The sequence below is a fragment of the Bacillus sp. 7894-2 genome (assembly GCF_002272225.1).
Classification (GTDB): Bacteria; Bacillota; Bacilli; order Bacillales; family Cytobacillaceae; genus Cytobacillus.
In genome coordinates, this window is record NZ_NPDG01000030.1 from 1 (window position 1) to 13,106 (window position 13,106).

General features: G+C 44.1%; 14 protein-coding genes. 12 read left to right on the top strand and 2 right to left on the bottom strand.

All coding sequences use genetic code 11. The annotated features are described in order from the left end of the window. Positions 1-37: 37 nt before the first annotated feature. Complete coding sequence (locus CHI10_RS05195) at positions 38-454, bottom strand: VanZ family protein (protein ID WP_095243260.1); 417 nt, start codon at positions 452-454, stop codon at positions 38-40. A 143-nt stretch (positions 455-597) separates the two neighbouring features. On the opposite strand from CHI10_RS05195, the gene spoIIQ reads away from it, so the two are divergent. From spoIIQ to CHI10_RS05230, 7 genes are all read left to right on the top strand, one after another. Continuing rightward, positions 598-1,527 (top strand): stage II sporulation protein SpoIIQ, encoded by a 930-nt coding sequence (gene spoIIQ / locus CHI10_RS05200; protein ID WP_095243261.1) that lies wholly within the window; start codon positions 598-600, stop codon positions 1,525-1,527. 272 nt (positions 1,528-1,799) lie between these two features. Then, complete coding sequence (locus CHI10_RS05205) at positions 1,800-2,405, top strand: pyroglutamyl-peptidase I (protein ID WP_095243262.1); 606 nt, start codon at positions 1,800-1,802, stop codon at positions 2,403-2,405. Positions 2,406-2,701: 296 nt separating this feature from the next. Continuing rightward, positions 2,702-2,884 carry a hypothetical protein gene (locus CHI10_RS05210; protein ID WP_095243271.1) on the top strand — a complete coding sequence of 61 codons (183 nt, stop codon included), beginning with the start codon at positions 2,702-2,704 and terminating at the stop codon, positions 2,882-2,884. Positions 2,885-3,032: 148 nt separating this feature from the next. Further along, entirely contained in the window at positions 3,033-3,335 is a 303-nt protein-coding gene (locus tag CHI10_RS05215; protein ID WP_035328377.1) for a DUF4212 domain-containing protein, read from the top strand. 92 nt (positions 3,336-3,427) lie between these two features. Continuing rightward, positions 3,428-5,098 carry a sodium:solute symporter family protein gene (locus CHI10_RS05220; protein ID WP_095243263.1) on the top strand — a complete coding sequence of 557 codons (1,671 nt, stop codon included), beginning with the start codon at positions 3,428-3,430 and terminating at the stop codon, positions 5,096-5,098. Then, entirely contained in the window at positions 5,076-6,986 is a 1,911-nt protein-coding gene (locus CHI10_RS05225) for a DUF294 nucleotidyltransferase-like domain-containing protein (protein ID WP_286137183.1), read from the top strand. The genes CHI10_RS05220 and CHI10_RS05225 overlap by 23 nt, the downstream gene beginning before the upstream one ends. An 18-nt stretch (positions 6,987-7,004) precedes the next feature. Further along, the gene (locus CHI10_RS05230; RefSeq protein WP_095243265.1) at positions 7,005-7,670 is read left to right on the top strand and encodes a 3'-5' exonuclease; all 666 of its coding nucleotides are present in this window, start codon (positions 7,005-7,007) and stop codon (positions 7,668-7,670) included. 89 nt (positions 7,671-7,759) lie between these two features. On the opposite strand, the gene CHI10_RS05235 is transcribed toward CHI10_RS05230, so the two are convergent. After that, the gene (locus CHI10_RS05235) at positions 7,760-8,392 is read right to left on the bottom strand and encodes a LysM peptidoglycan-binding domain-containing protein (protein WP_095243266.1); all 633 of its coding nucleotides are present in this window, start codon (positions 8,390-8,392) and stop codon (positions 7,760-7,762) included. Between the two features lie 692 nt (positions 8,393-9,084). Between CHI10_RS05235 and spoIIID the strand changes: the two genes are divergently transcribed. The 5 genes from spoIIID to CHI10_RS05260 all read left to right on the top strand — a co-directional run bounded on the left by spoIIID (position 9,085) and on the right by CHI10_RS05260 (position 13,066). Further along, entirely contained in the window at positions 9,085-9,357 is a 273-nt protein-coding gene (spoIIID, locus tag CHI10_RS05240; RefSeq protein WP_009332173.1) for a sporulation transcriptional regulator SpoIIID, read from the top strand. A 519-nt stretch (positions 9,358-9,876) separates the two neighbouring features. Further along, positions 9,877-10,878, top strand: coding sequence for a rod shape-determining protein (mreB, locus tag CHI10_RS05245; RefSeq protein ID WP_095243267.1), 1,002 nt, complete (start codon positions 9,877-9,879; stop codon positions 10,876-10,878). Positions 10,879-11,076: 198 nt separating this feature from the next. Further along, the gene (locus tag CHI10_RS05250) at positions 11,077-11,916 is read left to right on the top strand and encodes a flagellar hook-basal body protein (protein ID WP_095243268.1); all 840 of its coding nucleotides are present in this window, start codon (positions 11,077-11,079) and stop codon (positions 11,914-11,916) included. A 34-nt stretch (positions 11,917-11,950) separates the two neighbouring features. After that, positions 11,951-12,778: a flagellar hook-basal body protein gene (locus CHI10_RS05255; protein ID WP_095243269.1), complete on the top strand. Its 828-nt coding sequence runs from the start codon at positions 11,951-11,953 to the stop codon at positions 12,776-12,778. An 18-nt stretch (positions 12,779-12,796) separates the two neighbouring features. Then, positions 12,797-13,066, top strand: coding sequence for a DNA-directed RNA polymerase subunit beta (locus CHI10_RS05260; RefSeq protein WP_095243270.1), 270 nt, complete (start codon positions 12,797-12,799; stop codon positions 13,064-13,066). Positions 13,067-13,106: the final 40 nt, after the last annotated feature.

Genomic DNA, 13,106 nt, shown 5'->3' on the forward strand with positions numbered 1-13,106 from the left:
AAAGCAAGTGCCCGCAGCGGAAATCAACGGGCACAATTCAAAGACGCCTTATTAATAACAAAAAATTTCCAAGCCTGTCAAACCGTCCATAAAAAAGAGCCCTGCTGATAAAATACCAGCACACCGCCACACCGGTAATATCCTTAACAGCATCAATCACAGTAGCAGACCGGTACGGTACAAAGGACTGATGGACCTCATCGAGAATTCCGTAGAAGCACGCAAAAACAGCCAAAAGAATATTCACTTCCGGCGTCAGCTTAACGGCAGTCAACGCTGCCAGAACCAGAAGAACATATAAAATACCAAACTCAATCAGATGCATAGATTCTTTTATAAACCGGTCTACTGCCAAATCCGGCAGCTCCACCACAGCATCAGCAGGCATGCTGGAAAGGATCCATATTAGCGCCATATACAGGAAAGGCAGCACCCGTATTATCCACTTAACCATTCTTCAGTAACTCCTTTAAAAATATTTTCTCAGATCATGCATAATCCAAAAACGTTTGTCGAAAAATAAGCCCAAAAAATTTTTTTTGAGAAATGTATATAATCCTCTCAATCTGTTCAGACTGATTGCTGAGGTGATGATAAATGAGAGAGGAAGAAAAGAAACGATCTTCTCAAGATTCCAGCTTTAAACGCTTTATGAAAAAGCGGTGGGCATTCCCAGCAATCTACATTGCAAGTGCAGCAATCATTCTAACCGGTGTTCTTTGGTACCAGACTAGCGACAACGCTACAGACACTGACAGCTACGATTACGAAGCCACTGATATTACCGGCAAAAAGTACGACGAGCCAGCATTGGAAGTTAACCGTGCAATGGAAAACTTCGTAATGCCTGTCAAAGACCCAGACTCTGCTGTCATTCAAAAACAATTCTATGACTATGACGGCAAGGCTGAAGAACAGGAAGCTGCTCTAGTATTTTACAATAACACATACCATCCAAACACAGGTATTGATATTGCCACTAAGGATGGGGAAACATTTGATGTCCTTGCTGCATTAAGCGGAAAAGTTACCAAGGTAGAAGAAGATTCACTGTTGGGTAATGTCATTGAAGTGGAGCATGACAAAGGAATTGTAACACAATATCAATCTGTTACAGAGATGAATGTTGAGGTTGGCGACCAGGTAGAACAAGGTGATGTCCTTGCAAAGGCAGGCGAAAGCTTGTTTAATGAAGAAGCAGGCGTACATGTACACTTTGAAATCCGCAAAGACGGAACACCGGTCAATCCGCTTGATTTCTTCAATAAGCCGCTAAGCTCTTTACAGGAGCTTGACACAGCTGACAAAGCAGATGCTGAAGAAAACAGCGGGGCAACTGAAGAAAACGATGAGGCTGCTCCTTCTGAGGACAAGTCCTCTGAAGAATCTGCAGATGAAGGTGCCGGAAATACGGACGAAGACGAATCTGCTGATACAGAAGAAGACCCAGCTGGAACTTCTGAAGACGAAGGTCAAACTGACGACCAAGTTGAAGAAGACACTGCAACTGAATCAACTGACGCATAATAATAGGGAGTCTGCCGAAATGGCAGGCTCTTTTTTGGTGATGTCTAGCTCCTCAAGGGACGCTTCGTGAGCATAAACATCGCACGACCGAAAGCGGCAGCTTTTGGGAGGACGTGGCGTTCTTAGTCTGCGTTCGTTCGTGGGCAAGGCGCTTCCGCTTTTCTTTTGACAGGCACCACCCCGTTTTTTTTCGAATAATCATTATTTCGACAATTCCGCCATTATCCTGTATAATATTTCGATAAACGAAGTGTTATACAGGGGGAGATAACATGAAGAAGCTGCTGTTAACCGGTTTTGAACCTTTTCTTGATTTTCCGATCAATCCTACAGAAAAGATTGTGAATGCATTGGATGGCAAAACGGTTGGAAACTATGAGATTATAGGACATCTTCTGCCGGTTGATTTTAATCGTGCACCAAAGAAAATAGTAGAGGAAGTGGCCGGGAAAAAGCCGGATGCAGTGATTTCTCTCGGGCTGGCTGCTGGACGGACAGCCATTACTCCTGAGAGAATTGCGATCAATTGCCAGGACGGCGAGCCGGATAATAGCGGAGTCGCACCTGAAGACAAGCTGATAGAGGAAAATGGTCCCGATGGCTATTTTTCCACCCTGCCGATCCGGCGGATGGTTAATAGACTTAAGGAAGCAGGATATCCTGCAGCAATCTCAAACACAGCGGGGACATATCTATGCAATAACGTTATGTATTCCGTGCTTCACCTGCTAAAATCGACAAATACTGAATTACCGGCGGGTTTTGTGCACATACCGGCATCCCATGCACTGGCGGCTGCCAGTAAAAAAAGCATGGCAAGCTGGTCAGATGCCGATTTGCTGGAGGCAATTACGCTGATTATAAAAGAATTGGAATAAGGAGCCGGATTGGCTCTTTTTTTCTTGGCATTTTTCATTATTACTATAGTGTTTTCCTCTAATACCCTAAAGCCTTCGCCAACTATTTTTGCTGGAAAAACCTTATATATCAAAGACTTTCAAAAATATTTATATTTTTTTCCAGCATGTACTTGACCTGAAAAAGATTTTTGTACATAATGAAGTATGAATTTTCTTAAAATTAAATGAAATCAGAAAATGAATTATTCATTTTAAAACTTAAAGCGGAAAGCAGCTGGAAAATGACAGCGCTTTCTAAAAAGGGGGAAACCGAATTGCTTCCGTTACTGGCTATGATGATCATTACAGGTACTTGCCTTTTTCTTGCTTTAAGGAAGAAAAGGCCAATCTTTCTGGCAGTCCCATTTATATCCATCTTTGCTTACTTCCTCGTTCAAATCATCCTTGTTCCCGCACCTTTCATGGATACAGTCAAATTTATTTTCAGTTTAAGGTAATGGTTTTGTCAGGATCCGGAAAATGGATCCGGTAAAATAGCAGCGATTCGGCTGCACATATCGCAATATAAGGAGTGATTTCGGACCAATAATATCTTTTCATCAAAATTAAAACTGCAAACATATCATTTTTACCGGGGGTGGAGTTTTGAAGAAAATCGATAAAAAAGTAGCGGACAGTTATTTCCGTGAAAAGACTCGGAATATGATCATTTATTTTGCTATAGGCTTTCTTGCCTCTTTTGGCGTGGTCTTCTTTGCAGAACCATTAAGTGATATTACCATTAACGGATTCCCATTCCATTACTTTATGGGCGCACAGGGAGCAGTACTGACATTTATCATTCTGCTGTTTGTTAATGCAAAAATGGGAGATGCGATTGACCGGAAATATGGAATTGATGAAAACAAAAATGAACAAATCAGTTCAGGAAAAGTTCTTGATCATTAATTAACAAAAAAATGAGCGGCTGTTCAAGCTTCCGCTATACAGAGAGATAAAAGGGGCGTCAAAAAAATCGATCGAAAAAAAGGGGGATGTTCTTGGATACACAGTTTTTGGTCTCATTATCTATCATTTTAGCTACATTTGCTTTGTATATTGGCATAGCCATTTACAATAAGGCAAAAGAAACTTCTGAGTTCTATGTTGCCGGCCGCGGAGTGCCACCGATTTTCAATGGAATGGCGATTGGTGCTGACTGGATGAGTGCCGCTTCCTTTATCGGGATGGCGGGAACAATCATGCTTCTGGGCTATGACGGTCTTGCCTATATTATGGGCTGGACGGGCGGGTATCTGCTCTTAACCTTTCTGCTGGCACCGCAGCTGCGGAAATACGGCCGCTACACGGTTCCTGAATTCATCGGCGACCGCTTTGACAGCCATACTGCACGGGTGATTGCAGCCCTTTGTACAATCATCATCAGTTTCACCTATTCGATTGGCCAGCTTTCCGGTTCCGGAGTAGTTATTGGCCGTCTTTTTGAAATTGATGCAAAGCTTGGAACCATGATCGGTGTCGTTCTGATTGCCTTTTATGCTGCATTCGGAGGCATGAAGGGGATTACTTGGACGCAGGTTGCTCAGTATGTCATTTTAATTATCGCTTACTTAATTCCGGTCATTTTCATGGCACTGCAATTAACAGGGAACCCTATGCCATGGATTTCCTACGGTGAACTTGTCGGTAAAATGGGTGAGCTCGACCGCGAATTGGGAATCTCTGAATACTTTGCGCCATTTACCAATGGAACGAAGTGGCAGTTCCTTGCCCTTATGTTTACACTCATGGCTGGTACAGCAGGACTTCCGCACGTAATTGTCCGTTTCTATACGGTATCAACGATGAAGGCAGCCCGCTGGTCGGGAGCATGGGCATTGCTGTTCATCGGCTTGCTTTATCTGTCTGCACCTGCATACGCAGCATTCTCCCGTTTCATTTTAATGACACAGGTTGCCGGAAGCAAAATAACGGAGCTCCCAGCCTGGACGAAAACCTGGGTGGATACAGGCAAGCTTCAGGTAGCGGATGGCAATGGCGATGGCATCCTGCAATGGAAGGAACTCATTATCTCAAATGATATCGTGGTTATGGCGACACCTGAAATTGCCAATCTTGGGATGTTTGTCATCGGTCTGGTGGCAGCAGGGGCAATGGCTGCTGCGTTATCAACGGCCGGAGGTTTGATGATTGCGATTTCTTCCGCATTTGCTCACGATATTTTTTACCGGGTGCTAAAACCGAATTCAACTGAAAAAACACGTCTCTCCGTTGCCCGCTGGTCCATTGTCATCGCCACTCTTTTGGCCGGCGTGATCGCGCTTAACCCGCCAGGAGCCATTACGCAAATTGTTGCCTGGGCATTTGCGCTCGCGACAGGGACATTCTTCCCGGCGCTCGTTCTGGGTGTCTGGTGGAAGCGTTCAAACTCACAGGGGGTTATTGCAGGCCTGCTGGTCGGGCTAGGTGTTACTTTGGCGTACATCTTTGCAGCTAAATATGGCGGATTTACAATCCTGGGAATCATTGATACAGGTGCCGGCGTGTTTGGTGCTACAGCTGCATTTGCAGCTAATATCATTGTTTCTCTAATGACAGCTGCTCCTTCGCAAAAAATTCAGGAGGAAGTTATGGATCTTCGCTATCCGGAGCAAATGGTATATAAAGATGGTGAAGTATGGATGAACGATGATGGATCAAAATCTGTATAACCTGTACAATTTGGAGGCTGTGCGGTTTCACCCCTTTTTTCATGGGGTGGAATCTGACACGGCCCTTTCACTTCTAGCCATGTGTGAAGTACGCCACTACAAAAAGAATGATATGATCCTGAAAAAAAATAAACCGCGTGAAGGCCTTCTGCTCCTTTTAGAAGGTCTTTCAGAGGTAATAGTGAAAAACGATCACAGCGGGAGGGAGGAAGTGCTCGAGGTGGTCCAAACAGGAGAGCTGATTGGATTCTCCAGCCTCGCTGATTTCCTGGGTGTTTCCAAACAGACCCCGGGAGAGTTGGTTGAAGTCAAGGCTTCCAGTGAGGTAAGAGCAATATTCATTCCGTTTGAAGTGGTGAGAAAAAGATGGGATGATCCCGCAGTTCATGATTACCTGCTGACTCAGGTAGCCGTCAGATTGAAGGATGTATACACATCACTTGCAGAACAGGTCAAGCTTGCGACAGATTATGGGGAAAACGATGCATTCATGATCCGGGTTCAGGATGTCATGAGCAGTGAGGCAGCCGCAGTCAGCACTGCTGCAACCATTCAGGAAGCTGCCCGGCTCATGCTTAACAGAAAGATTAGTTCAGTTCTCGTTATAGAAAAGGACAGCTTAAAAGGAATTATTACGGAAAGCGACATTGTGGAAGGGGTGGCAGCTGAAGGGGCAGATATAACTTCTCCAGCAAGCACCATTATGACAGCGAGTCCAGTCACGATATCACGGTCCGCATATTATTATGACGCCCTTTCACTGATTCTATTTAAGGGAATAAAACACCTGCCCGTAATGGAAGATTCAAAGGTCGCAGGGGTTGTGACACTATCAGATTTGCTGAGAAAGAAAAATGAGAATGTGATAAAGACCGTTCAAAAAATTGAAAAAGCCGATCGGGATAGCCTTCCGCAAGTGAAAACCGGCATCTATGAGTTAATTGATTCTTTAATAAAAGGTCGTGTTCCTATATTAAAAATGCTTGAGATCGTTACAAAGCTATACGATCGCATGAGCGGCAGAATTGTAGCACTATCTATTTCTGAACTGAGGGAAAAAGGCTTGCAGCAGCCATGCGAATTTTCTTACTATCATATGGGCTCCAGCGGCCGTGGAGAGCAGTTCATGCTCACAGATCAGGATCATTTCCTGGTTTATGAAAGCCAATCGGAGGAAGCCGGCGATTTTTTTGAAGAGCTTGGGAAAAGGATCACTTCTAACATGGAGAGTGCAGGTTACGCACGGTGCAAAGGTCTCATGATGTGCAGTGAGGAGAAATGGCGGGGATCGCTGGCAGTATGGGAGGAGCGGCTGCGAACCTGGATGCTTCAATCCACTAATGACAATTTATTGTTAGCGCAAAACTTTTTCTCCTATCGGTTCATTGCGGGGAGTGAAGGGCTCAATGCAAAATTTGAAGCAATGGTTCAGGAGCAGATGAAAAGGTCCAGAATTTTTTTGTACCGGCTGGCACACCTTGAAAGGGAACATCCTATTCCCACGTTGGATCAGCCGCTCAGGTCCCTATTTAAGCTGCAGCGCAAAAGCATGGATATGAAAAAAGAAGTTTTATTTCCCTATCACCATAGTCTGCAGATACTGTCCCTAATACATGGGAAACTATCAGGCACACCGCTTGAAAAAATAGATTTTCTGCAGGAAAGGCAGGTATTCTCAAAGGAGTTTGCACACGATTTGAGAGGGTCTGTAAGCACTATACTTACGTTGTATGTCACCCAGCGCTGGCAGCAGGAACAAAACGGTGCCGCCCCATCTTCCGTTGTCTCATTTTCCAGAATGTTTACTCGTGAAAAAGAAGAATTGATTCTAAGCTTAAAGACCTTAAAGGAGCTGCAGAGCCAGGCAGTTGCAAGATTTTCATTATAGCTTTAAAAGGAGGCTGGTATGTTTTTTCTCAGAAAAAATGTGTCATGTTCGTTAAGGTATGAAACTATTCCGTTATCCACTCCCCTGGAAGACCTGAATTTTATTGTCTTTGATACGGAAACAACAGGATTTCAGGTTTCTGCGGCAGACCGGATCATTGAAATTGGCGCCGTCCCGGTAAAAGGATTTCAAGTGCAGGAAAAGGACCTTTTTCAGACATATGTTAACCCAAAACGACAAATTTCTCGGGAAATAAAAGAATTAACCTCTATTACTGATGAAATTGTAATAGATGCCCCGCAGGCCTTGGAAGCTATTCAGAGCTTTTTTGAGTATGTCGAATCAAGGGAGGCGGTATGCCTGATTGGGCATTATGTAAGCTTCGATGCCTTGGCTATTAAAAGTGAATGTAAACGTGAAAAGCTTTCATTAAAAAATTTCCTGACCATTGATACGCTGGATCTGATTGGCTTTATCGCTCCGTCCTACGATATGCGCGACCTTGAGAGGTATGCCATGGCATTCGGCACCCGCATTTATGACCGGCATCGTGCCGCTGGGGATGCTTTGACGACCGCTTATCTATTTGTTGAGCTGCTTTATCAATTTCAGCAGAGGGGCCATAAAACCTGGGGGGAGTTGATTAAAGCAACCGACAGTCAAATGAGATCACTGCATTATTAAGCGTCAGACATACGTGGTTGGAATGTTGATGAGCGGGTGGGTGATGTGGGTAACGAGGAAAAGCCGGCTGAATCCGGCTTTCTATCCCTTTATTGAATATTGATCAGAGCATCGTCCTTGTAAACCACAAGGATTTCTTTTCCTGACATTTTCTGATAAGACGTTGCTGTTCCATACGGTACCTTTAATGTGAAATAATCATCTCCGTTTTTAAATTCCACCGTAAAATTGTCTGCAGCACCGGTGATGATTGCCTTTGTTCTGGAAATATCCCCTTTAATGGTCAATTTTTGATTGATGAGGACCATATCCCTTTTTAATTTGTTCAATGTTTTCAGTTCATTGACACTCATACGGTAGCGCTTTGCGATTCCCCAAAGTGTATCGCCAGGCACCACAGTATAAACGGCTGTCTCAAAGGAATCTTCTGTATGTCGTTCAATCCGAACCTCCAATTTTTGGCCGGGCTGGATCTTGTCAGACTTAAGGTTGTTAACCGCTTTCAATTCTTTAACAGTCATATCATGTTCTCTGGAGATTTTGTATAAGGTATCTCCCTGCTTCACTTTATAGAATCCTGTCAAAGCTTGGGCTTCTTTTGCTGAAGCGCTAAAACCGGCTGACGCAATTACTGCCGCAAAAACAGTGCTGGCTGCCGTCATTCCTCTAGCTTTCATCTTCTTTCTTTTATCATTTTGGATTCTTTCCTTGCGTGTTTGCATTCTATATTCATCCTATCATTTTGGAATATTATGGTGTGATAACCAATTAAATGAATTGTTTCTCGAAAAAAATAGTACGGGATAACGATCCGCTTCACAATAGGGAGGAGTTCCTGGCTCTTTTCCCTTGTTTCCGAAAATCCATATAGTTCAATGCGCTCTGTAATTCCTAGATATATGCAAGTATCTGATGCAAATGAAATAGTTTGCTGACATCGAAATGAATTAACAGGGAATGAAGAATTTTGTCGAATGTGCGGTGAAAGTCCTGGGTCTCATCCATGGAACAATTGAAATTAGGAAAATTGTCGCTGGTCTTTCGACTGCTTATTTTTTAAATACCCCATAGAATTTTTTGAAAACATTTCTTATTTTGACTTCCAGATGTCCTATTTTCAAAAAATTTAAACAAAACCTTGTCCTTATTGCGTTTTTCGTGCATATTCCCTCATCCAAGCTAATAAACTGTTACAAACCTTACAAAGAGAATGTATGAGGTGAGGGATCGTTTTACTAAACTAATGAATATGTTGAGGACATGTTTAATTATCGCAAACTGAAAGCAAGCATTTCAGGCGCATGTACGATTAACTTCAATTAATCAGGAATCCATGCGGAATACAGTTAAAATCCAGACAGAAAGCGAGTCTCATTTCACACTTCTCACATCCAAATTGGGGAGGGCGAGTGGTGTGCACGATTACATCAAAGAGAGAACTATCAAGATTGGAAAGTATATCGTGGAGACGAAAAAAACGGTTCGCGTAATCGCGAAGGAGTTTGGCGTATCCAAAAGTACAGTCCATAAAGACTTGACGGAAAGACTGCCTGAAATCAATCCTGAACTGGCAAACGAAGTAAAGGAAATCCTGGATTATCATAAATCGATCCGCCATCTGCGGGGCGGTGAAGCCACTAAAATGAAGTATAAAAAAGAAGAAATGGAAGAAGAGCCAGTTAAATGAAATGAAACAAATGGCGCCGATAAAGGCGTCAAAGGCTAAAGACTGCCATTTTAAAAAGTGTCACGGCTAATTTTCAAAGCTGTACATGAACCTCAATTGCGGCTCCGGGGGCTAAAAGCTCATAAGCTGTTTCCATAGCCTGAAACCTTGGCTTTGCTCTATGGATTTAAGCCCCTTTTCAAGTCGCCTGCATCCTTTTCCCCATTTCGACAAAAACCCGCAAAAAGTCTCACAAATTCTGTCAAAATGTTACTGCTTTCACAAGGAATGTGATAAAATATAAAATTAGGATAGAACTTGGTTCGTAAAGACTAGGACTCCTAAAGAGACGCCAGGCAAAATCATTTCTTTTATTAAAGAACTGATTTTTTTGCGTGGCTTGAACTGCTGTTGCGAATAATGATTTGATCATCTAACTAAAAAATTAATAAGCGAAGTTCGCTTTAAGAATGCCTAAATAGAGAGAGCCTTCAAAGGTGCGGACAGAAGCTGGCCATGTTGCAAGGAGGAAAAAAAGAAATGTTTGCTAGGGATATTGGGATTGATTTAGGAACAGCCAATGTGCTGATCCACGTTAAAGGCCGCGGTATTGTGCTGAATGAACCATCGGTAGTGGCGATTGACCGAAATACAAACAAGGTGCTGGCCGTAGGAGAAGAAGCACGCCGCATGGTCGGCCGTACGCCGGGGAACATTGTGGCAATCCGGCCGCTAAAAGACGGGGTTATTGCCGACTTTGATGTAACAGAAGCGATGCTGAAGCATTTTATCAACAAATTGAATGTTAAAGGCTTCTTATCGAAGCCGCGCATTCTGATCTGCTGCCCGACAAATGTGACAGGTGTGGAACAGAAAGCGATCAGGGAAGCGGCTGAAAAAAGCGGCGGCAAAAAGATTTACCTCGAAGAAGAGCCAAAGGTTGCGGCTATCGGAGCAGGCATGGACATCTTCCAGCCAAGCGGTAACATGGTTGTCGACATCGGCGGCGGAACCACGGATGTCGCGGTTCTATCAATGGGTGACATTGTGACGTCTTCTTCCATAAAAATGGCCGGAGATAAGTTTGACAACGAAATTCTTCAATACATCAAAAAAGAGTACAAGCTATTAATCGGCGAAAGAACAGCCGAAAACATTAAAGTAACGATTGGGACTGTATTCCCTGGCGGCAAAAACGAAGAAATGGAAATCCGCGGACGCGACATGGTGTCAGGTCTTCCAAGAACCATTACAGTTCGTTCTGATGAAGTTCAGGGTGCTTTGGCAGAATCTGTTGATGTCATCGTCCAGGCTGCTAAAAGCGTGCTGGAACGCACACCGCCTGAATTGTCTGCAGACATCATCGACCGCGGGGTTATTTTAACAGGAGGCGGCGCACTTCTTCACGGAATCGACCAGCTTTTGGCGGAAGAGTTGAAAGTCCCTGTCTTAATTGCCGAAAACCCGATGGATTGTGTTGCCGTTGGAACTGGCATCATGCTTGATAATATTGATAAGCTTCCGAAGAAGAAGCTTGTATAACGAACGGACCTGCCAATTTGGCGGGTTTTTCTTTTTGGGTCAGCTGAAAGTAAACTTTTTACCATTTCAGCCGATGAAAAAAAGGTACAGCTTTTTTCAAAATTTGACTACATTCTTCAAATTTTTAATGTTTATTGTCGGAAAGTTTTTTATAATATAGCTAGAAAAGATTGTTCGGAAAAAATAGAGGTGAAACAGATGTTTAGGGGTTTCTACACAGCTGCTTCCGGAATGCTTGCACAGCAGCGGAGAACGGAAGTACTGACAAATAATATGGCGAATGCCAATACACCCGGCTTTAAAGCAGATCAGACAAGCCTGAGAGCTTTTCCGGAAATGCTTCTCAAGCGCATAGGCCATCAGACTGTGCCGACTGAAAATGGACTAAACCTTCCTTTTAATAATGAAGTCGGCAGACTGACTACGGGGGTTTATATGCAGGAGACGCATCCGTCCTTCATGCAGGGAGATATGAAGGAAACAGGCCTCGGTACTGACCTGGCATTGCTGGATCTTAATTTGCCGGTTAATCCGGATACAGGCTTAAGAGGGACTGTTTTTTATACCGCAGCTGGAAACGATGGCGAGCCGCGCTATACGAGGAATGGGAATTTTACCATCGATGCCGGGGGCTATTTGACGACAGCAGGCGGATTATATATTTTAGATGATGCGGGTGAGCGGATTCAGCTCTCCAGTGACCGTTTTACAGTAAGCGAAGATGGTGTGATTACCGGTGAAGCGGGTGAAACAGCCAGACTAGGCATTACTTTTGCCCAAAATCCCGAAAGCATGAGAAAAGAAGGCGACGGACTTTTTGCAGCGACAGAAGAGAGCATCCTCGAAAATGCCTATAATGCACAGAATGTCCAATTCAAGATTCAGCAGGGCTATTTGGAGCGTTCCAATGTGGATGCTTCCCGTACAATGACAGATATGATGGCGGCCTACCGCTCTTTTGAAGCAAACCAAAAGGTATTGCAGGCATATGACCGCAGTATGGAGAAAGCCGCAAATGAAATCGGGCGGATCGGGTAATGACCTGCGGCAGACCCGCTAAGGGGGAAAAACAATGAATCGTACGATGATCACGGCAACAAATACTCTGGCCCAGCTGCAGAAACAGATGGATATTGTCAGCCATAATGTGGCCAATATTGATACAGCTGGCTTTAAAAGACGGGAAGCCAATTTCACTGATCTGCTTTTTCAGCAGTTCAATAATCAGCGGAATCAGGCTGCCGAGGCAGGAAGACTGACACCGGCAGGCATCAGGCAGGGCGTGGGCGCAAAGCTGGCACAGTCCCAAATCGTCATGCAGCAGGGTTCGTTAAAAGCAACAGACCGGCCGCTCGACTTTGCTTTCACAAAGGAAGGCCAGTATTTCCGTGTGCTGGAGCAGACAGAAGACGGAGCCGCGGTGCGTTTTACCAGAGCGGGTGCTTTTTATTTAACACCAATTTCAGATAATGAGACCATGCTTGTGACGGCTGACGGACTTCCGGTTCTTGATGAAAATAATAATTCGATTATAATAAATGGACAGGCTAAAAATTTTAAAGTAACGGATACAGGGAGCTTTTTGGCAGAAGCAGCCAATGGTGCCATCCAGGAATTCAATCTTGGAGTGGTCCTGATCAACAAGCCTCAATTCCTGGAGCAAAAAGGCGATAATCTTCTTGGCCTGCCGGAAGGAATTGACGGCGAGGGGATTTTTACAGAGCTGAACGGTGCACTCCGCGGACAGATTGGAATGGCCCAGGGTTCCCTCGAACAGTCCAATGTGGACTTGTCCAAGGAAATGACAGAATTGATCAGCCTCCAGCGGGCTTATCAGTTTCAGTCCAGATCCGTCTCCATGGCTGATCAAATGATGGGACTGGTCAATGGAATACGTTAGATAAAAAGGGGAAATAAAATGTCAGTAAACAACAGTAATCAAGAAGCAGTCAAGACGCGTGAACAACTGAAAAATGACCGCAGCAAAGAAGAGTCACCGCGTAAAGGGCGGGTTCGCATCCGTCTAATTCCGATCTGGCTTCGGATTATTATTGTCGTGCTTTTAATTTTCCTGAGCGTTACGGCAGGAGCCGCGGTCGGGTATGGTGTCATTGGCGGCGGCGAAGTAAAGGATATTTTTTCAAAGTCCACGTGGATGCATATTATGGAACTGGTGGAAAAAGAATAGAAATGAAAAGGAGGGCTGAAAACCCTTCTTTTTTTGAAAG

Excerpts from the sequence above, each read along its gene's own strand:
- CHI10_RS05205 (WP_095243262.1), top strand. The coding sequence starts at position 1,800 with ATGAAGAAGCTGCTGTTAACCGGTTTTGAACCTTTTCTTGATTTTCCG.
- CHI10_RS05250 (WP_095243268.1), top strand. The coding sequence starts at position 11,077 with ATGTTTAGGGGTTTCTACACAGCTGCTTCCGGAATGCTTGCACAGCAG.
- mreB (WP_095243267.1), top strand. The coding sequence starts at position 9,877 with ATGTTTGCTAGGGATATTGGGATTGATTTAGGAACAGCCAATGTGCTG.
- CHI10_RS05225 (WP_286137183.1), top strand. The coding sequence starts at position 5,076 with ATGATGGATCAAAATCTGTATAACCTGTACAATTTGGAGGCTGTGCGG.
- CHI10_RS05260 (WP_095243270.1), top strand. The coding sequence starts at position 12,797 with ATGTCAGTAAACAACAGTAATCAAGAAGCAGTCAAGACGCGTGAACAA.
- CHI10_RS05255 (WP_095243269.1), top strand. The coding sequence starts at position 11,951 with ATGAATCGTACGATGATCACGGCAACAAATACTCTGGCCCAGCTGCAG.
- spoIIQ (WP_095243261.1), top strand. The coding sequence starts at position 598 with ATGAGAGAGGAAGAAAAGAAACGATCTTCTCAAGATTCCAGCTTTAAA.
- CHI10_RS05235 (WP_095243266.1), bottom strand. The coding sequence starts at position 8,392 with ATGCAAACACGCAAGGAAAGAATCCAAAATGATAAAAGAAAGAAGATG.
- CHI10_RS05230 (WP_095243265.1), top strand. The coding sequence starts at position 7,005 with ATGTTTTTTCTCAGAAAAAATGTGTCATGTTCGTTAAGGTATGAAACT.
- CHI10_RS05195 (WP_095243260.1), bottom strand. The coding sequence starts at position 454 with ATGGTTAAGTGGATAATACGGGTGCTGCCTTTCCTGTATATGGCGCTA.